Source organism: Tepidiphilus margaritifer DSM 15129 (assembly GCF_000425565.1).
In the GTDB taxonomy this organism is placed as follows: Bacteria; Pseudomonadota; Gammaproteobacteria; order Burkholderiales; family Rhodocyclaceae; genus Tepidiphilus; species Tepidiphilus margaritifer.
The window spans coordinates 269393-287573 of record NZ_AUDR01000013.1; the positions used below are offsets into that span (position 1 = coordinate 269393).

18 protein-coding genes are annotated in these 18181 nt (G+C 68.1%); 13 read left to right on the forward strand and 5 right to left on the reverse strand.

The genetic code is table 11. The features are described 5' to 3' along the window. Positions 1-4 precede the first annotated feature (4 nt). From H607_RS11305 to H607_RS0102060, 5 genes are read right to left on the reverse strand one after another with little or no spacing between them, the layout of a single operon-like run. Positions 5-319, reverse strand: a complete 315-nt coding sequence (locus H607_RS11305; protein ID WP_051240563.1) for a DUF2442 domain-containing protein — start codon at positions 317-319, stop codon at positions 5-7. Continuing rightward, entirely contained in the window at positions 306-554 is a 249-nt protein-coding gene (locus tag H607_RS13735; RefSeq protein ID WP_083961875.1) for a DUF4160 domain-containing protein, read from the reverse strand. Before H607_RS13735 ends, H607_RS11305 begins: the two co-directional genes overlap by 14 nt. A 10-nt stretch (positions 555-564) precedes the next feature. Further along, positions 565-1254 carry a LutC/YkgG family protein gene (locus H607_RS11310; protein ID WP_051240564.1) on the reverse strand — a complete coding sequence of 230 codons (690 nt, stop codon included), beginning with the start codon at positions 1252-1254 and terminating at the stop codon, positions 565-567. Then, positions 1251-2657, reverse strand: a complete 1407-nt coding sequence (locus tag H607_RS0102055; RefSeq protein ID WP_028874054.1) for a LutB/LldF family L-lactate oxidation iron-sulfur protein — start codon at positions 2655-2657, stop codon at positions 1251-1253. The genes H607_RS11310 and H607_RS0102055 overlap by 4 nt, the downstream gene beginning before the upstream one ends. Positions 2658-2670: 13 nt before the next feature. Further along, entirely contained in the window at positions 2671-3441 is a 771-nt protein-coding gene (locus tag H607_RS0102060; RefSeq protein ID WP_028874055.1) for a (Fe-S)-binding protein, read from the reverse strand. Positions 3442-3601: 160 nt separating this feature from the next. On the opposite strand from H607_RS0102060, the gene H607_RS11315 reads away from it, so the two are divergent. The 13 genes from H607_RS11315 to H607_RS0102125 all read left to right on the forward strand — a co-directional run bounded on the left by H607_RS11315 (position 3602) and on the right by H607_RS0102125 (position 18131). After that, positions 3602-5746: a YgiQ family radical SAM protein gene (locus tag H607_RS11315; RefSeq protein WP_083961889.1), complete on the forward strand. Its 2145-nt coding sequence runs from the start codon at positions 3602-3604 to the stop codon at positions 5744-5746. After that, positions 5739-6548: a bifunctional DNA-formamidopyrimidine glycosylase/DNA-(apurinic or apyrimidinic site) lyase gene (mutM, locus tag H607_RS0102070; RefSeq protein WP_028874056.1), complete on the forward strand. Its 810-nt coding sequence runs from the start codon at positions 5739-5741 to the stop codon at positions 6546-6548. The genes H607_RS11315 and mutM overlap by 8 nt, the downstream gene beginning before the upstream one ends. A gap of 46 nt (positions 6549-6594) precedes the next feature. Next, on the forward strand, positions 6595-8541 hold the full coding sequence (locus H607_RS0102075) for a dynamin family protein (protein WP_028874057.1): 1947 nt from the start codon (positions 6595-6597) through the stop codon (positions 8539-8541). 55 nt (positions 8542-8596) lie between these two features. Beyond that, positions 8597-9379 (forward strand): FadR/GntR family transcriptional regulator, encoded by a 783-nt coding sequence (locus tag H607_RS11320; RefSeq protein ID WP_083961877.1) that lies wholly within the window; start codon positions 8597-8599, stop codon positions 9377-9379. After that, positions 9372-10862: an FAD-linked oxidase C-terminal domain-containing protein gene (locus tag H607_RS0102085; RefSeq protein WP_028874058.1), complete on the forward strand. Its 1491-nt coding sequence runs from the start codon at positions 9372-9374 to the stop codon at positions 10860-10862. The genes H607_RS11320 and H607_RS0102085 overlap by 8 nt, the downstream gene beginning before the upstream one ends. 5 nt (positions 10863-10867) lie before the next feature. Then, positions 10868-11002 carry a hypothetical protein gene (locus H607_RS13680; protein WP_281168720.1) on the forward strand — a complete coding sequence of 45 codons (135 nt, stop codon included), beginning with the start codon at positions 10868-10870 and terminating at the stop codon, positions 11000-11002. Continuing rightward, complete coding sequence (gene glcE / locus H607_RS0102095) at positions 10999-12063, forward strand: glycolate oxidase subunit GlcE (protein ID WP_028874059.1); 1065 nt, start codon at positions 10999-11001, stop codon at positions 12061-12063. Before H607_RS13680 ends, glcE begins: the two co-directional genes overlap by 4 nt. A 3-nt stretch (positions 12064-12066) precedes the next feature. Next, positions 12067-13302, forward strand: a complete 1236-nt coding sequence (glcF, locus tag H607_RS0102100; RefSeq protein ID WP_028874060.1) for a glycolate oxidase subunit GlcF — start codon at positions 12067-12069, stop codon at positions 13300-13302. After that, a complete protein-coding gene (dapF, locus tag H607_RS0102105; protein WP_028874061.1) occupies positions 13299-14156 on the forward strand; it encodes a diaminopimelate epimerase in 858 nt (285 codons plus the stop codon). The genes glcF and dapF overlap by 4 nt, the downstream gene beginning before the upstream one ends. Further along, on the forward strand, positions 14153-14785 hold the full coding sequence (locus H607_RS0102110; RefSeq protein ID WP_028874062.1) for a DUF484 family protein: 633 nt from the start codon (positions 14153-14155) through the stop codon (positions 14783-14785). Before dapF ends, H607_RS0102110 begins: the two co-directional genes overlap by 4 nt. A gap of 5 nt (positions 14786-14790) precedes the next feature. After that, positions 14791-15687, forward strand: a complete 897-nt coding sequence (locus H607_RS0102115) for a tyrosine recombinase XerC (protein ID WP_037989234.1) — start codon at positions 14791-14793, stop codon at positions 15685-15687. Between the two features lie 14 nt (positions 15688-15701). Then, positions 15702-16892: a class I SAM-dependent rRNA methyltransferase gene (locus tag H607_RS0102120; RefSeq protein WP_028874064.1), complete on the forward strand. Its 1191-nt coding sequence runs from the start codon at positions 15702-15704 to the stop codon at positions 16890-16892. A 132-nt stretch (positions 16893-17024) separates the two neighbouring features. Continuing rightward, positions 17025-18131: an aromatic ring-hydroxylating oxygenase subunit alpha gene (locus H607_RS0102125; RefSeq protein WP_028874065.1), complete on the forward strand. Its 1107-nt coding sequence runs from the start codon at positions 17025-17027 to the stop codon at positions 18129-18131. The last annotated feature ends 50 nt before the right edge of the window (positions 18132-18181 follow it).

An 18181-nucleotide genomic window follows, 5' to 3' on the forward strand; every position in this document is an offset into this window, starting at 1 on the left:
CGTTTCAGCCATGAATCAGGGCAGTCCGCGAACCGAATTCACCTTGCAACACGGCGGGAAGAAAGAGATCGACATCGCGTCGTGGCCAATGCAGCCCCAGTCCAGAGGGGCTGATTTCGATGGCGGCGAGCTCTTCTGCCGTGGCATCACCCAATCCGGGAACGCGGTCAGGAGGAAAAGAAATTTCCACGCCCGTATTGAGACCAATGACGATGCGGTTTTTTGTAGGGTCATAGTGTGCGTAGATCGCATGACCGCGTTGCCGCAATTCCTCCATCCTTTGCTGAGCCTGAATGAAAGATTCTTCAGTAATCTCCATGAATTTGCCTCCATTGGTGGCAGAGTGCGGCCAGCCGATCGGCCAGCATTTTCCGGATTCGGTTGAGTGACTGTCGATCGAATCCGAAGGTGAGCCGAAGTTCTGGCGGACCGTCGGGGCAGTGCAGGTCGAAAGTCGCTTCTCGCCCACTGTCGATTATATGGACATGGGCTGGGCGGTGATCGTTCGTATAGATGACGATCCTCAAAGAGCCTTGGCGCAATACGGTCGGCATCCGGGCACCGTCATTCTGAAAAAATCACCACATGCACCCTCCTCGGTCCATGGGCGCCGAGCTGGATCGTCTGTTCGACGTCGCCCGTGCGGGAAGGGCCAGCGACGAAGTTGATCGTGCGGGGGAGCCGTTCGCGCCAGTCGGCGTCGGAGGTGCCGAGGTGCTGGCGCAGGCGCTGCCACACGTCTTCGAAGTGGCGCACGATGGCGGCGGCGTCCAGCAGGATGAAGTGGTTGTCGGGCACGAAGAGGTGGGTGACGGGGCTTTCCGGGCCGGAGAGGAAGGCGAGGTTGCCGACTTCGGCGATGCCGGCAAACGCGAGGCTCACGGCGCTCTGGGTGTCGATGCCGGCGGGGCCGGGGTCGAGGGGCCAGTCGGCGGGCCAGGGGAGTTCGAGCAGGGGCCGGGCGGCGTGGGTGGGGGGAGGGAGGTCGTGTTCGCGGCACCAGGCGATGAGGTGTTCGACCGCGGAGGCTTTGGTGGGTACGAGGGCGCTGGTGCCGCCGCGGGCTTCCCAGCGCCGGCGCCAGCGTTCGACCAGATCTTCGTCGGGCACGGTGATGCGCGGGTGCACCGGGGGCAGGGGGAATTCGGGCGCGGGCGGGGCGGCGTCGCGCCCGAGGTTGCGGCGAATCGCGCCGAGCACGGTGTCGCGGCGCCGGGCGGCGAGGGTGGGGTCGAGGGGATCGGGTTCGTTCATTCGTCGCGGCCTTTGGCGTGCCAGAGTTCGAGGAAGGTACGCCCGGACGGGGCGGGGAGGTCGCGCGCGTCCGTCCAGGCGTGGAGCCCCGCCATGCGGCGGATGCGTCCTTTTCGGCCGAGGGTGGCGAGCAGTCGCACGGCGAGGCGCTCGAGCCCGTGGTAGAGGGCGGGGCGTTCGGCGGCGCGCCGCCACAGGGCCTTGGCGCGCTGCTCCGCCGGGGGGTGCAGGCCGTCGCGCTGCTGGGCGTGGCGTACTTCGCGGATGAGATCAGGCAGGGGGATTTTCACCGGGCAGACTTCGCCGCAGCGGCCATTGAGGGTGCAGGCGTTGGGGAGGTCGTAGGCGGTGTCGAGCCCCACGAAGAGCGGCGTGAGCACCGAGCCCATGGGGCCGGGGTAGACCCAGCCGTAGGCGTGCCCGCCGATGGCACCATAGACGGGGCAATGGTTCATGCAGGCGCCGCAGCGGATGCAGCGCAGCATGGGGCGCCAGGGGCCGCCGAGCATGCGGCTGCGGCCGTTGTCGACGAGCACGACGTGGTATTCCTGCGGGCCGTCGGGATCGTCGGCGCGGCGCGGGCCCATGGAGTAGGTGGTGTAGGTTTCGCTGTCCTGGCCGGTGGCGCTGCGCGCGAGCAGCCGCAGGAAGAGGGTGGCGTCTTCCAGGGTGGGGACGACTTTCTCGATGCCGGCGGTGACGATGTGCACGCGGGCGAGCGACTGCGTGAGGTCGCCGTTGCCCTCGTTGGTGACGATGACGGAGGCGCCGGTCTCGGCGATGAGGAAGTTCGCGCCGGTGATGCCGACGTCGGTGCGGAAGAACTTGCGCCGTAGCTGCAGTCGCGCCTCGGTGACGAGCTCGGGGACGGTGGTCTTCGGTGGGCCGCCGTGGTGTTCGGCGAAGAGTTCGGCGACCTGTTCCTTGGTTTTGTGTACGGCTGGGGCGATGATGTGCGAGGGGGGTTCCTTGGCCAGCTGCACGATGTATTCGCCCAGATCGGTTTCGATCACTTCGAGCCCGTCGGCGGCGAGCGCTTCGTTGAGTCCGATCTCTTCGGAGACCATGGATTTGCCCTTGGCCACCGTCCTGGCGCCGGCGCGCCGGCACAGGGCGAGCACGATGGCGCGGGCTTCTTCGGCGTCGCGCGCCCAGTGGACCTGGCCGCCCACGGCGCGTACGCGCGCTTCGAATCGTTCGAGCCAGAGGTCGAGCTCGGAGAGGATCTCGTCCTTGCGGGCGCTGGCGGCTTCGCGCAGGGCCTCGAACTCGGGGACTTCGGCGATGGCCTTGGCGCGCTTGCCGATGAACCCGTCGGCGGCTTTGGCGAGCGCGCGCTGCAGGTTGGGGTCGTGCAGCGCGAAGGTGGCGCGGGGGACGAATTCACGGGTACGGATCTGCATGGGGTCGCTCCGTTCAGGCCTGGCCGATGCCGGGGCCGTCGGCCAGACCGGCGAGCACTTCGACCGTGTGATAGACGCGCACCGGGGCGCAGATGCGCGTGAGCCGACCGGCGAGGTGCAGCAGGCAGCCGAGGTCGCCGCCGAGCACGACCTCCGCGCGGGTGGCAAGGAGCCGCTGCACCTTGTTCTCGGCCAGGCGCTCGGAGAGGGCGGGGTATTTGACGCTGAAGGTGCCGCCGAAACCGCAGCAGACTTCGCGCTCTTCGGCCTCGACGAGTTTCAGCCCTTCGACGCGGGCGAGTAACGCGCGTGGCGCTTCGCGGATGCCGAGCTGGCGCAGACCCGAGCAGCTGTCGTGGTAGGTGACGCGATGGGGGAATCGGCTGCGGATGTGCTCGGCGCCGACCCGTTCGTGGAGAAAAGTGAGGAGTTCCCAGGATTTGTCGGCGAGCGCCTGGGCGCGGCCGGCCCAGAGCGGGTCGTCACGCAGCAGCCGGGGGTAGTCGTACTTGAGGGTGGCAAGGCACGAGCCGGAGGGAGCCACGAGGGCGTCGAACGCCTCGAATTGCGCGATGGTGCGCCGTGCGAGCGCCCGGGCGGCGTCTTCGTCGCCCCCGTTGTAGGCTGGCTGGCCGCAACAGGTCTGCTCGCGCGGAACTTCGACCCGCCAGCCGGCGTCTTCGAGGAGCCGCGCGGCGGCGAAGCCGATGTTGGGCCGCATCGCGTTCATCAAGCAGGTGGCGAAGAGACCGACGGTGCCGGCGCGACCGGGGGGAGAGGACATGGGCAGTTCGCTCCAGGAAAGTTCTTTGCGTAGGATAATGAGAATCGATGGGCCCGGCAAGGCGGGCGAAGGATGAGGAACGATGCGGCAGACGGAAGTTTGGAACGGAGAGACGATCATCGCGCCGGCGAGCGCCCGGGCGCCGGTGCCGTTCTTCCCGATGACGCGCGCGGAGATGGAACGGCTGGGGTGGGACGCGTGCGACGTGATCCTGGTGACGGGGGACGCGTACATTGACCATCCGAGTTTCGGCATGGCGCTGCTCGCGCGTTTTCTGGAGGCGCACGGCTACCGCGTGGGCATCCTCAGCCAGCCGGATTGGCACAGCGCCGAGCCGTTCAAGGCGTTGGGTCGCCCGCGCCTTTATTTCGGCATCACCGCCGGTAACATGGATTCCATGGTCAACCGCTATACCTCCGAGCGGCGCATCCGCTCGGACGATGCCTATACGCCGGGCGGGGTGGCGGGCAAGCGCCCGGACCGCGCGGTGATCGTCTATGCGCAGCGGGTGCGTGAGGCGTTTCCCGGCGTGCCGGTGGTGCTGGGGGGGATCGAGGCGAGCCTGCGGCGGCTGGCGCATTACGATTATTGGTCGGAGAAAGTGCGCCGTTCGGTGTTGCTCGACGCCAAGGCCGACCTCCTGCTCTATGGCAACGCGGAGCGGGCGCTGCTCGCGCTCACGCGTCGGCTCGATGCGGGCGAGCCGATCGGTTCGATCCGCGATTTGCGCGGCACGGTGTTCGCGGTGCCGCCGGGTTGGAAACCGCAGGCGGATTGGCGCGAGATCGACGCGAGCGAGATCGAGGCGCCCGGCTGTCCCATGCCGCCGCCCGACCCTTATGCGCAGCGCCCCGTGTCGCTGCCCGTCGAGCCCCAGGGAAACGCTGAAGAAATGAGCGAGCGGGATGAAGCGCAAGGCGCACGGAGCGCAGCGACCGAGACATATCGAGTGGATAGGCGAGGGAGCGAGCACCGCGCAACGCAGCGATTCGCCCGCGCAGCCAATTATTCAGCGTTTCCCCAAGAGCCCGTGGGGGCGAAACGCGACCGCAGCCGCGAGGTGGTGCGTCTGCCTTCGTTCGAGTCGGTGCGCGATGATCCCCTGCACTATGCGCACGCCTCGCGGGTGATGCACCTGGAGTCGAACCCGGGCAACGCCCGTGCCCTGGTGCAGCGCCACGGCGAAGGGCCGGGGGCGCGCGAGGTGTGGGTCAATCCGCCGCCGCTGCCGCTATCCACCGCCGAGATGGATTTCATCTACGGTCTGCCCTATGCGCGGCGACCCCACCCGAGCTATGGGCAGGCGCACATCCCCGCCTGGGAGATGATCAAGTTCTCGGTGAGCATCATGCGCGGCTGTTTCGGCGGCTGCACGTTCTGTTCCATCACCGAGCACGAGGGTCGCATCATCCAGAGCCGTTCGGAAGACTCCATCCTGCGCGAGATCGAGGCGATCCGCGATCGCACGCCGGGTTTTGCCGGGCACGTGACCGACCTGGGCGGGCCGACGGCGAACATGTACCGCATGCGCTGCAAGGACCCGGCGATCGAACGCCATTGCCGGCGCCTGTCCTGCGTCTATCCCGGCATCTGCCCGAACCTGGATACCGACCACGCGCCGCTCGTGCGGCTCTATCGCCGCGCGAGGCAGGTGCCGGGGGTGAAGCGCATCACCATCGGCTCGGGCGTGCGCTACGATCTGGCGGTGCGCTCGCCCGAGTACGTGCGCGAGCTCGTCACCCACCACGTGAGCGGGCGACTGAAGATCGCGCCGGAGCACACCGAGCCGGGACCGCTCTCCAAGATGATGAAGCCGGGCGTGGAGGCGTTCGAGCAGTTCCGCGCCCTCTTCGAGCGATTCTCGCGCGAGGCGGGCAAGAACCAGCAGCTGATCCCGTACTTCATCGCCGCGCATCCGGGGACCACCGACGAGGATATGGTGGCCCTGGCGCTGTGGCTGAAGAAGAACGGTTTTCGGCCCGACCAGGTGCAGACTTTCCTGCCCACGCCGATGGCGCTCGCCACGGCGATGTACCACAGCGGGCGCAATCCGCTGCGGCCGCTCGCGCGCGGCGAGACGGTGGCGGTGGTGCGCGAGGGGCGGCGCCGGCGGCTGCACAAGGCGCTGCTGCGCTGGCACGATCCGGCCAACTGGCCCATCATCCGCGAGGCGCTGCTGAAGATGGGGCGGCGTGACCTGATCGGGAATCGGCCGGATCAGCTGGTGCCGTGGCAGGATGCGCCCGCAGGGAAGGTGAAGGAGGAGAGGGCGCGGCGTCGAGTTCGAGGAGGAAAGGATGCCTGAACTGCCCGAGGTGGAGGCGGTACGCCGTGGTTTGGAAGAGCGCCTCGTCGGGAACATCCTGACGGAAGTGCGGGTGCGCGAGCCGCGCCTGCGTCGGCCGGTTCCTTCGCTCGCTCCCTGGATAGGGCGGCGGCTGCTGCGGGTGGAGCGGCGGGGGAAGTATCTGCTGTGGCGTTTCGCGGAAGGCACGCTGCTCGTGCATCTGGGCATGAGCGGGCGCTTGGCGTTCGTGGCACCGGACGAGCCGCCGGGGCGGCACGATCATCTGGATTTTCTCTTCGAAGGAATCCTGCTGCGCTATACCGACCCGCGGCGTTTCGGCCTCGTCGCGCCGCTCGATGCAGCCGCCGAGTGGGCGCTGGAGGCGCGCCTTGGGCTCGAGCCGTGGGACGAGCGGCTCACCCCGGCCTGGGCCTGCGCCAAGGTGCAGGGACGGCGGCGGGCGATCAAGGAAGTGCTGCTTTCCGGCGACGTGGTGGTGGGGGCCGGCAACATCTACGCCTGCGAAGCGCTCTTTCATGCCGGTATCCTGCCAGACCGACCGGCGGAATCGCTCGACGAGGACGATTGGGCGCGGCTGCTCGCGGCGCTGCGTGCGGTATTCGAGGCGGCGATCGCCGCTGGCGGCACGACCCTGCGCGATCACCGCACGGTGGAGGGCAAGGGAGGCGAATATCGCGGCCGGCTCGCGGTGTATGGGCGCGAAGGGGAGCCGTGTCCGAACTGTGGCACGCCCGTGCGCCGGGTGACACAAGGAGGTCGGAGCACCTTTTTCTGCCCCCTGTGCCAACATGAAAAATGACCGGCATGGTAAGCTTATGGGGTGTTCCCATGCACGGGGATTGGCGGTGACGCTCGAACGGTATTTCACGGCTTATGACGATTGGCGGCGTGGGGCGCTCGAGGCGCTAGAGCGACTCGCTCGCACGCTGGAATCCCTGGGCGTGGCGAAGGAGGTGTTCAAGGGACGGCTCGATGCCGCCCGTGAGCGGCTGCGCGAGGAGTGCCTGCGTCTGGCCTTCGTGGCGGAGTTTTCACGCGGCAAGTCGGAACTCATCAACGCGCTCGTCTTCTCTTCGCTCGGCGCGCGGGCGTTGCCTTCGCGCAGCGGGCGCACGACGATGTGTCCCACCGAGATCGAGTGGTTCGAGGGGGCGCGTCCCGAAGTCTTGTTGCTACCGATCGACACGCGCCGCGACTTGCCCTCGTTGCACGAGGCGCGGCGTCGGCGTGAGTGCTGGAGCGTACAGTCCTACACTCCAGAAAACCTCGCCTCCGTCCAACAGGCACTCGAGCGCGTGGGCGAGACCCGGCGTATCCCTATCGAGGAAGCAGAATCCTTGGGTTTTCACATCGACCCGAGCGGGGAGGCCGGTTTGGTGCCGGGTGAAGACGGTCTCGTGGAAGTTCCTGCCTGGCGCCATGCCATCGTGCGCTATCCGCATCCGCTGCTTGCCCGCGGGTTGGTGATCCTCGACACGCCGGGGCTCAACGCCATCGGCGCCGAAACGGAACTGACGCTCTCGCTGTTGCCTCAGGCTCATGCCGTAGTCTTCGTGTTGGCTGCCGACACGGGCGTTACCCAGAGCGACATGAAGATCTGGCGCCATTACGTGCTCGAATCCCGCGTCGATCCCGACGAAGGCTGTCTCGTTGCCCTCAACAAGATCGATTCGCTGTGGGACGGTATCCGCAGAGAAGCGGAGATCGAGCGCGAGATCGCCGCCCAGGTTCAATCCGTGGCCCGCATGTTGGGGGTCAGGCCGGAGCACGTCTTTCCCCTCTCGGCGCAGAAGGCGCTCGCCGCACGCATCCACGGCGATCGAGATTTGCTGCGCCGTAGCCGCATCGAGCCGTTCGAATATGCTTTGTCTCAGGACTTGCTCGGTAAGCGCCAGGCGCTCACGCGCGAGGCCGCGGCGGCCGCCTTTCGCGAGATCGGCTCGTTGGCGGCGGGGACGTTGCGCGAGCGTCTGTCGGCCGTGACGGCGCAAGAATCCGAGCTGGCCGCCCTACGGGGTCAGAACCGCAGTCGTGTGGCTTATCTGTTGCGCAAGGCTCAGGCGGAGAAAGAGGAATTCGACGCGGCCTTGCGCCGTTATCAGGCCACCCGAGCCGTCTACGCCAAGCAGTGCCGGGAGCTGCTCGATGCGGTGGCGGTGTCTCGGTTCCGCTTCGAACTCACCGACGTGCGCCATCAGATGGAGATGGCGGCCTTTTCTTCCGATCTGAAAGAGCGCATCGAGCAGTTTTTCGAACGCGTGTTTTCACTCATCGAGCGGGCGCAGGCCAAGGCGAAGGAAATTCATGAAATGCTCACGGCCATGATGCGCCAGCTCGAGGTGGAGCACGGGATCCTCTGCCAGCCGCCCGCGCCGCTCGATTTCGCCGCCACGCGCGCGTCGCTCGAGACGGCGCACACCTTGGCCCTAAGACAGCTCGCCAGCTGGGGTACCATGCTCGTACATACCAAGTCGGGTGTCATCGAGCGCTTTCTTTCCCTGGTCGCGAGCGAAGTCCAGCATCGCTGGGAGGCGATGCACCGCGAGGCCGTCACCTGGGTGCGGCAGGCGCTGTTGCCGCTCGAGGCGGCCTTGAAAGAGAAGAAGACCGAACTCGAGCTACGCATGAACGGCATCGTGCGGGTGCATCAAACGGCGGAATCGCTCGAATCCCAATTGTCCGAATTGCGTGCGGAACGCGAGCGGCTCGAGCAGCAGCTGCAGCGGCTCGAGGCCGTGTTGCAACAGGGGATGGAAGCCATCTCTCGCCCTTTGCTCGAACGCGCTGCTTGATCCTGACTCGGCTTGCGTGTAAATTCTGTGCAAGATCATTCACGCGGCCAAAGCCATGAACACACGAAAAAAAACGACGCGGGAATGTGAGCGAGTAGTCCAATCGCTGGTCGAAGCCATCCTCGCCGGCCATCACCCTCGGGGAGCCCGCTTGCCTTCGGAGCATACCTTGTGTGCGAAGTTCGGCGTGAGCCGGGCGGTGGTGCGTGAGGCCATCGCCCATCTGAAGGCCGAGGGCGTGGTCAGGGCCCGCCAGGGGTCTGGTACCTATGTGATCGATCGTCCCGGCCGCAAGGGATTCCATCTCAAGAACGTCGAGGAGGTCTCCGTCCTCGAAGAGCTGCGCCATATCCTCGAGCTGCGCAAGGTGTTCGAAACGGGGGTGGCCGAACTGGCGGCGGTGCGGCGTACCGAGGCCGATCTGCATCATCTCGAAGCGGTGGTGCTCGCCATGGATCGCTGGGCTCAGCAGGCAGCGCACAGCCCTACCGAAGAAGGAGTAACCGGGGCGCAGTGGGACGACGAATTCCACCTGGCGCTCGCGCGGGCGACGCACAACCCCGAAGTCGAGCGCTTTCAGGAATATCTGGGTGTGAAGAACGCCGCGGTGCACCGTGTTCTCTGGGGAAGAGACGGGCAGGTGCGTGGCTGGCCCGTCGCGGCCAATGCCGAGCACCGCGAGATCCTCGAAGCGGTGCGTGCAGGCGATCCGGCGGCGGCGCGGCGTGCGTCCGAGCGTCATTTGGAAGGAACGGCGGATCGTGTCTCCGAGGTGATGTGTCCGGTGGAGGAGCCGGAGAGAGAACCTTCTGATCATCTGGAATCCATCGATGGCTGAGACTGCGTCCGCTCCTGTTTCCCCGGCCGTCACGCGTGAAGTCTTCATCACCGAGCTGCGCCGTCTCCTGCCCGAAGATGCCCTGATCCACGACGAGGCCGAGCTGCGCGCCTACGAGTGCGATGGCCTCTCTGCCTTTCGTGAGTTGCCTTGGGCCGTGGCCCTGCCGCGCACCGAGGAGGAGGTCGTGGCGCTGCTTCAGACCTGTCATCGCCTGCGGGTGCCGGTCGTGCCGCGCGGCGCGGGTACGGGTTTGTCGGGCGGGGCGCTGCCGCATCCGCAGGGGCTGGTGCTGTCGCTTGCGCGGCTCAATCGCATCCTCGCCCTCGATCCCTTCGCACGCACCGCCACGGTGCAGCCGGGGGTACGCAACCTCGCCATCTCGGAAGCCGCCGCGCCCCACGGGCTCTATTACGCACCGGATCCTTCCTCACAGATCGCCTGCACTCTGGGAGGCAACGTGGCCGAGAATTCCGGCGGCGTGCATTGCCTGAAATACGGCCTCACGGTGCACAACGTGCTGCGCGTGCGCGGCTACACCGCCGCGGGGGAACCCGTCGTTTTCGGCAGCCTCGCGCCGGATGCGCCGGGTTACGATCTGCTTGCACTGGCGATCGGCTCGGAGGGAATGCTGGCGGTGGTCACCGAGATCACGGTGAAACTTCTGCCCCGACCGCAGACGGCGCGCTGCATCCTCGCTGCCTTCGACTCGGTGCGCGCCGCCGGCGAAGCGGTGGCCGCGATCATCGCCGAGGGCATCATCCCCGCGGGGCTGGAGATGATGGACCAAGGGGCGACGATCGCTGCGGAGGACTTCGTCCACGCGGGCTATCCGCTGGAAGCCGCGGCGGTGCTGCTGTGCGAGTCCGACGGCACGCCCGAGGAAGTGGAAGAAGAGATCGCCCGCATGGGGGCGGTGCTCGAGCGCTGCGGGGCCACCGAGTGGCGCGTCTCGCGCGACGAGGAGGAGCGGCTGCGATTTTGGGCCGGACGCAAGGCCGCGTTTCCGGCCGCCGGGCGCGTCTCGCCCGACTACTACTGCATGGATGGGACGATTCCGCGCAAGGCCCTGGGCGAGATGCTGGAGGCGATCGCCGAGATGGAGCGCGAATACGGGCTGCGCTGTCTCAACGTCTTTCACGCGGGTGATGGCAATCTGCACCCCTTGATCCTGTTCGATGCAAACCAGCCCGGCGAATGGGAGCGGGCCGAGGCGTTCGGGGCCGACATCCTGGAGCTTTCGGTGCGGCTCGGCGGTACGGTCACCGGTGAGCACGGCGTGGGCGTAGAAAAGATCAACCAGATGTGCGTGCAATTCTCACCCGTGGAGCTCGAAGCCTTCTTCCAGGTGAAGGCGGCTTTCGACCCGGCGGGAATCCTGAATCTGGGCAAGGCGATTCCCACGCTGCACCGCTGCGCCGAATACGGCCGGATGCGCGTGTCGCGCGGCAAGCTGCCGTTTGCCGAATTGCCGCGATTCTGAACGGCGTGAGCGAGCGGGCCTGGGTGCAGCTGCTGTTGGTCGCCATTCCCGTGCTGGGGCTGATCGGTTCCCTGCTGTGGTTGCGGGACGAGGCGCGGCTTGCCGAACGGCGCCGAAAAGAACGGGAGGAGAAACGATGAACGCGATCGTCGATCGCCTGCGCGAGCAGGTGCTGGAGGCGCGCGGGCGCAGGCGACTGGAGATCCGCGGCGGGGGCAGCAAATCCTGGTATGGGGCGCCGGATCCGGAGGCCGAGCCGCTGGAGGTGGGCCTGCTCTCCGGCATCATCCGTTACGAACCCTCCGAATTGGTGCTCACCGCCTATGGCGGCACGCCGCTGGCGGAGGTGGAGGCGCTGCTCGCGCGGCACGGGCAATGGTTGCCTTTCTCGCCGCCGCACTTCACCGATTCGGCCACGATCGGCGGGGCGGTGGCTGCTGGCCTCTCCGGCCCGACCCGCTGGGGGCACGGGGCGCTGCGCGACTACGTGTTGGGGGTGCGGGTGCTCGACGGCCAGGGGCGAGTGCTGCGCTTCGGCGGCGAAGTGATGAAGAACGTGGCCGGCTACGACGTCGCGAGGCTCTTTGCCGGTTCGCTCGGCACCCTGGGGGTGATCCTCGAAGTATCGCTGAAAGTGCTGCCGCTGCCTCCGGCCACCCGAACCCTGCGCTTCGCTTGCAGTCAGGACGAGGCGATCGAACGCTTCAACCGCTGGGCGGGTCAGCCGCTTCCCCTGTCGGCAAGCGCGTGGTGGCAAGGGGAAATGACCCTGCGCCTTGCCGGCGCCCGGGCGGCGGTGGAAGCGGCCGCGGCGCGCCTGGGCGGCGAGGTGCTGCCGGATGAGGCGGCGCAGCGATTCTGGGAGGAAGTGCGCGAGCAGAGCCTGCCCGTCTGGCGGCTGCAGGAGGGTGAGGTGCTGTGGCGCCTGGCGTTGCCGCCGACCACGCCTGCCTGGGCGGATGCGGAGGATGCGCTCGTTGAATGGGGCGGAGGACTACGTTGGCTGCGCTGCCCGGCGGGCGACGATTCTTGGTTCGAGCGCGCTCGCGCCGTGGGCGGACATGCCGTGCGCTGGCGCGGCGCCCGGGCCGGTGAGCGCGTGTTCGCGCCGCGCGGCGCTGCCGAGCGTGCCATCGAAGAGCGGCTCAAGGCTGCCTTCGACCCCGACGGCGTGTTCGCGCGCCGCTTGCCCTTGGAGTGAGCGATGCAGACGAATCTGGCCGATTTCATCCGCGATACCTCCGCCGGCCGGGTGGCCGACGCCATTCTGCGCAAGTGCGTGCACTGCGGCTTTTGCACCGCCACCTGCCCGACGTATCAGCTGCTCGGCGACGAGCTCGATGGGCCACGCGGGCGCATCTATCTGATCAAAGAGGTGCTCGAGGGCGTGCCGCCCACGCGCGCCATCCAGCAACACCTCGACCGCTGCCTCACCTGCCGTGCCTGCGAGACGACCTGTCCTTCGGGCGTGGAATACGCGCATCTGCTCGACGTCGGTCGGCACGAGGTCGATGCGCGCGTGCCGCGGCCGCTCGCCGAACGGGCCAAGCGCTGGGCGCTGGCGCGCGTGCTGCCCGAACGCCAGCGCTTCGCCGCGGCGCTGCGGCTCGCCCGTTTGGGCAAGGGGGTGCTGCCGGATTCCCTGGCCGCGAAGATTCCGGCGAAAAAAGCAGCCGGCCCGCGACCGACGGCGCGCCACCCGCGCCGCTGGTGGCGGCTGGAAGGCTGCGTGCAGCCCGAGCTGGAGCCGGCGATCGACGCGGCGGCCGAGCGCGTGTTCGACCGGCTGGGCATTTCGCTCGAGGCCGCGCCGGGGGCGGGGTGCTGCGGGGCGATCGAATGGCACCTCGACGAACAGGAACGGGCGCGAGCGCGGGCGCGGCGCAACATCGACGCCTGGTGGCCGGCGATCGAGTCGGGTGAAATCGAGGGCATCCTCATCACCGCCTCCGGCTGTGCGGCGCAGGTGCGCGATTATGGGTTTTGGCTCGCTGAGGATCCGGCCTATGCCGACAAGGCGGCTCGGGTGGCGCAGCGGGCGCGCGATGTGAGTGAAGTGCTCGCCGCCGAATCCGCCGCACTCGAATCGCTGCTGCCGGCGCAGCCGACTCCGCGTGGAGCCGTGGCCTTTCACGCCCCTTGTTCGCTGCAGCACGGCCTGAAGGTGCGCGGCGTGGTGGAGCGGCTGCTCGGGCGCGCGGGCTACACCGTGGTGCCGGTACGCGATGCGCACCTGTGCTGCGGTTCGGCCGGAACCTACTCGCTGCTGCAGGCGGAATTGGCCGAGGCGCTCAAGCGCGACAAGCTCGCCGCGCTCACCGAGCACGCCCCGGCCCGGATCGCCTCGGCCAACATCGGCTGCATCACCCACCTGGCGCACGGCGCGAACGTGCCGGTGTGCCATTGGATCGAACTCATCGACGAGGCGCTGAGGGCATGAACCTCCTCCATTTCACCAAGATGCACGGGCTGGGCAACGATTTCGTCGTGATCGACGCGATCCGCCAGCGCTTCACCCCTTCGCCGGAACTGGTACGCTGGCTCGCCGACCGCCATTTCGGCATCGGCTGCGACCAACTCCTGCTGGTGGAGGCGCCCACCCGCCCCGACGTCGATTTCCGCTACCGCATCTTCAACGCCGACGGCGGCGAGGTGGCGCAGTGCGGCAACGGCGCGCGCTGTTTCGCCCGCTTCGTGGTGGAGAAAGGGCTCACCACCAAGCGGCGCCTGCGCGTGGAGACGGTGAGCGGCGTGATCGAACCCGAGCTGCGCGAGGAAGGGGAGGTGGCCGTCGACATGGGCGTGCCGGTGCTCGAACCCGCGCGCATCCCCTTCGTCAGCGACACGGACGCGGTGGTGCAAACGCTCGAAGTCGACGGCAGGCCGGTGGAGCTCACGGCGGTCTCCATGGGCAATCCCCACGCGGTGCTGGTGGTGCAGGACGTCGATCGGGCACCGGTGACCGAGCTCGGTCCACGAATCGAGCGCCATCCCCGTTTCCCCGAGCGCGTCAACGTCGGTTTCATGCAGGTGCTCGCGCCCGACGCGATCTGGCTGCGGGTGTTCGAGCGCGGGGCGGGTGAGACGCTCGCCTGCGGCACGGGCGCCTGCGCCGCGGTGGTGGCCGGTACCCTGCGCGGGCTGCTGCGCCCGCCGGTGACGGTACACACGCGCGGCGGGCGGCTGCGCATCGAGTGGGCCGGGCCGGGGCAGCCGGTGATCATGATCGGCCCAGCGCGCACCGTGTTCGAGGGGGTGATCGACCTCGACCAACCCCGGGAACTGCCGCGATGAGCTGCTCGCACGACGACGTTCGCCATTATCTGCAGGAGCATCCGGACTTCTTTCTGAATGAGCCGGCGCTGGCGGCCTCCTTGGCCCTGCCGTCCGAAGGGCCGGGGGGGACGGTGTCGCTCGCCCAGCATCAGGCGAACCTGCTGCGCGGCCAACTCCAGGCGATGGAAGAAAAATTCGCCCAGCTCCTGCAGATCGGGCGGCAGAACGACCAGCTCGCCGAACGCATGCACCGCTTGGCGCTCGCCCTCATCGGGGCGGAGACGCGGCCGCAGGTGCGCCACATCCTCACGCGCACCCTCAATGAGGAGTTCGCCGTGCCGACGGTGCGCTTGGGCCTTCCCGGCTGGCTCGCGGCGGAATTGCCCGAGCCGCTCGCAGCGTTCGCCCGCACGCTCTCCGAGGTATACGTGGGGCCGCCACCGCACCCGGCGCTCGCCGCCTGGCTCGGTGCCGACGTCGCCTCTTGCGCCGTGCTGCCGCTGCCGGTGCCCGAGGAGGGCGTGGGGCTGCTGGCGCTCGGCAGTCCGGAGCCGCAGCGCTTCTATCCGGCGATGGGAACCGTCTTCCTGCGGCGCATCGGCGAGCTCGCCACGGCGGCGCTCGCCCGCTGCCGCGAGGCGGTGTGAGCGGCATGGACGAGTCCGGGCTGCCCGAGCCGCTCGAGCGCTACCTCACCGTGCTCGCTGCCGAGCGGCGTAGCGCCACGGCCACGTTGCGCGCCTACCGGCTGGAGCTCGCCGCCCTGGCCGAGGCCACGGGCGGCGAGCCGCTGCGCGCCGACGCGGCTGCCTTGCGCGCGGCGCTCGCCCGGGCCCACGGGCAGGGCCTGGCGCCGCGCTCGCTCGCCCGGCGCCTGTCGTGCTGGCGCGGGTTCTACCGCTGGGCACTGCGCCAGGGTTGGGTGACGGTCAATCCCACCGAGGGGTTGCGTGCACCGCGCGCGCCGCGCCTCCTGCCCAAGGCGTTGGGCGTGGACGAGACCCAGCGGGTGCTCGATGCCGCGCCCGAGGCGGAGCTGGAGGTGCGCGATCGCGCCATGGCCGAGCTACTCTATGCCACGGGATTGCGGGTGGCCGAGCTCGTCTCGCTCGACCTCGATCCCGCCTGCCTCGATCTCGACCAGGGTTGGGTGAGCGTGACCGGCAAGCGCGGCAAACGCCGGACCGTGCCGCTGGGGCGCACGGCCATCGCGGCGATTCGCCAGTGGCTTTCCGTGCGCGCCGGGTTGGCAGCGCCGGGCGAGAAAGCACTCTTCGTGAGCCGCGAGGGCACGCGCCTTTCGCCGCAAGGGGTGGGGAGCCGCTTGGTGCGCTGGGGGCGCAAGCACGGCGTGGAGGGAAATCTCCATCCGCACCGGCTGCGCCACAGTTTCGCGAGCCACCTGCTGCAATCCTCGGGTGACCTGCGGGCGGTGCAGGAGCTCCTGGGGCACGCCTCGATCGCCAGCACCCAAGTCTATACCCGGCTCGATTTCCAACATCTGGCACGCATCTACGACGCGGCCCATCCGCGGGCCAAACGCAAATAGACTGGACTTTGCCCATGGCGACTTTGATCCTCAAACCCGGGCGGGAGCGCTCGCTCATGCGGCGCCATCCCTGGATTTTCGACACCAGCGTCGAGCGCATCGACGGACCGGTGAAAAACGGCGACACCGTGCTCGTCGCGCGGCATGACGGCACGCCGCTCGCGCGCGCCGGCGTGTCGCTCGCCTCGCGCATCCGCGCGCGGGTGTGGCACTTCGCGCCGGATTCGCCCGTCGATCATGCGTTCTTCCGTCGCCGCATCGCGCAGGCGATCGCCCGGCGGCTGGCGCATCCCTCGTTGCGCGGACAGCAGGGACTGCGGCTCGTGCACGGCGAGGCCGACGGTTTGCCCGGTGTCATCGTCGATCGCTTCGGCGCGGTGGCGGTGCTGCAGCTCACCTTTGCCGGCGCCGAGCGCTGGCGCGAGGCCATCGTCGATGCCCTCTGGCGCGCCTTGCCGGAGCTGGAAGCGCTCTACGAGCGCTCGGATTCCGGGGCGCGCCGGCTCGAAGGGCTGGAGCCGCGCACGGGTCTCGTCTTCGGAACCTTGCCCGAGACGGTGGTGATCGAGGAATACGGCGTGCGTCTGTTCGTCGACGTGGTGCAGGGGCACAAGACGGGGTTCTACCTCGACCAGCGCGAGAACCGGCGGCTCGCCGGGCAGCTGGCCGACGGGGCGCGGGTGCTCAACGCCTTTTGCTATAGCGGCGGATTTTCGCTCCACGCCCTCGCAGGCGGTGCGCGCGAGGTCTGCTCGATCGACTCGAGCGGCCCGGCGCTGGAGCTCGCGCGGCGCAACCTCGCCCTCGATCCCGCCCTGCCGGCGGATCGGGCGCGCTGGTTCGAGGCCGACGTCTTCACCCTGCTGCGCGAGTGGGAGCGCGACGGCGAGCGCTTCGACCTCGTCATCCTCGATCCGCCCAAGTTCGCCCCCTCGGCGGCCCACGTGCCGCAGGCGCGGCGGGCGTATCGCGACGTCAACCTCCACGGCATGCGCCTGGTCGCCCCCGGCGGGCTTCTGATGACGTTTTCCTGCTCCGGCGGCATCGGGACGGAGGAATTCCGCGAGATCGTCGCCGACTGCGCCGCCAAGAACGGACGCGACGCGCAGGTGCTCGCCCGCCTGCAGGCCGGGCCGGATCATCCCGTGGGGTTGGCGGTGCCCGAGAGCGAATATCTCAAAGGGCTGCTCGTGCGGCTGGAATGAATCCGCTTGGGGGCGAGGTCGAAGATTTTTTCGTTCGATCAACCCCTTGCATTCGTTTCGTGGTACCATCCCGCGCTCTTTCGGCGACCTCGGCGTCGAGGTCGGGTCCTTTCGTCCATGGAGGGTTCGATCATGTCGGAGATGGGTTCTGGGGTCCGTCTGCAGCCGGCGGCGTTGCAATTTCCAGTGTCGTGGTATTTCGACGAGGCGCTGTTTCGCCGCGAACTGGAGATCTTCTTCCGCCAGGGGCCGGGTTATGTCGGGCACGAGGCCATGGTGCCGGAGCCCGGCTCCTACCGCTCGCTCGAGTGGTTCGACCACGCCAAGGCGCTGGTGCGCGACGCCCAGGGGCCGGCGTTGCTGTCCAACGTCTGCCGCCACCGGCAAGCCATCATGCTGCAAGGGGAGGGCAAGACCGAGCACGTCGTCTGCCCCTTGCACCGCTGGACCTACGATCTCACGGGGCGATTGGTGGGTGCGCCGCATTTCTTCGAGACGCCCTGCCTCAACCTGCAGCGCGAGGCGCTCGAATCGTGGAACGGCCTCCTCTTTCGCGGGCCGCGCTCGGCGGCGGCCGATCTCGCCGGCATGGAGCTCGCCCGCTGGTTCGACTTTTCCGGCTACAAACTCGACCGGATCGTGCGCCACGACTGCCACTACAACTGGAAGACCTTCGTCGAGGTGTATCTCGAGGATTACCACGTCGTGCCCTTCCATCCGGGGCTGGGCAACTTCGTCGATTGCAGCGCGCTCGAGTGGCAGTTCGACGAATGGTACTCGGTGCAGCGCGTGGGCATCACGGCGCTCGACAAGCCGGGCACACCGGTCTATGCGCGCTGGCACAAGGCGGTACTCGATTATCATCAAGGAAAACTGCCCGAGCACGGCGCGATCTGGATGCTGTACTACCCCAACGTGATGGTGGAGTGGTATCCAAATACCCTGGTGGTGAGCACCCTGTGGCCGGTGTCGGTGAACGAGACGATCAACGTGGTGGAATTCTATTATCCCGAAGAGATCGTCGAGTTCGAGCGTGAGTACGTCGAGGCGCAGCAGGCGGCCTACATGGAGACGGCGATCGAGGACGACGAGATCGCCGAGCGCATGGACCGCGGCCGTAAGGCGCTCCTGGCCGAGGGTAGGGACGAGGTTGGACCCTATCAGGAGCCGTTCGAAGTGGGGATGCCGCATTTCCACGCGTTCTATCGCCGGCTGATGGGGTTGGAGGGCGGCTGCTGAGGAAGTGCCGCGACCCGTTTCCCTCGAGGCGCCTGCGGGCGCCTTTTTCT

Excerpts from the sequence above, each read along its gene's own strand:
- H607_RS0102115 (WP_037989234.1), top strand. The coding sequence starts at position 14,791 with ATGGACGAGTCCGGGCTGCCCGAGCCGCTCGAGCGCTACCTCACCGTG.
- H607_RS0102120 (WP_028874064.1), top strand. The coding sequence starts at position 15,702 with ATGGCGACTTTGATCCTCAAACCCGGGCGGGAGCGCTCGCTCATGCGG.
- H607_RS11310 (WP_051240564.1), bottom strand. The coding sequence starts at position 1,254 with ATGAACGAACCCGATCCCCTCGACCCCACCCTCGCCGCCCGGCGCCGC.
- H607_RS0102125 (WP_028874065.1), top strand. The coding sequence starts at position 17,025 with ATGTCGGAGATGGGTTCTGGGGTCCGTCTGCAGCCGGCGGCGTTGCAA.
- glcF (WP_028874060.1), top strand. The coding sequence starts at position 12,067 with ATGCAGACGAATCTGGCCGATTTCATCCGCGATACCTCCGCCGGCCGG.
- H607_RS13735 (WP_083961875.1), bottom strand. The coding sequence starts at position 554 with ATGCCGACCGTATTGCGCCAAGGCTCTTTGAGGATCGTCATCTATACG.
- H607_RS0102085 (WP_028874058.1), top strand. The coding sequence starts at position 9,372 with ATGGCTGAGACTGCGTCCGCTCCTGTTTCCCCGGCCGTCACGCGTGAA.
- glcE (WP_028874059.1), top strand. The coding sequence starts at position 10,999 with ATGAACGCGATCGTCGATCGCCTGCGCGAGCAGGTGCTGGAGGCGCGC.
- mutM (WP_028874056.1), top strand. The coding sequence starts at position 5,739 with ATGCCTGAACTGCCCGAGGTGGAGGCGGTACGCCGTGGTTTGGAAGAG.
- H607_RS0102110 (WP_028874062.1), top strand. The coding sequence starts at position 14,153 with ATGAGCTGCTCGCACGACGACGTTCGCCATTATCTGCAGGAGCATCCG.
- dapF (WP_028874061.1), top strand. The coding sequence starts at position 13,299 with ATGAACCTCCTCCATTTCACCAAGATGCACGGGCTGGGCAACGATTTC.
- H607_RS0102060 (WP_028874055.1), bottom strand. The coding sequence starts at position 3,441 with ATGTCCTCTCCCCCCGGTCGCGCCGGCACCGTCGGTCTCTTCGCCACC.
- H607_RS11320 (WP_083961877.1), top strand. The coding sequence starts at position 8,597 with ATGAACACACGAAAAAAAACGACGCGGGAATGTGAGCGAGTAGTCCAA.
- H607_RS0102055 (WP_028874054.1), bottom strand. The coding sequence starts at position 2,657 with ATGCAGATCCGTACCCGTGAATTCGTCCCCCGCGCCACCTTCGCGCTG.
- H607_RS11305 (WP_051240563.1), bottom strand. The coding sequence starts at position 319 with ATGGAGATTACTGAAGAATCTTTCATTCAGGCTCAGCAAAGGATGGAG.
- H607_RS11315 (WP_083961889.1), top strand. The coding sequence starts at position 3,602 with ATGACGCGCGCGGAGATGGAACGGCTGGGGTGGGACGCGTGCGACGTG.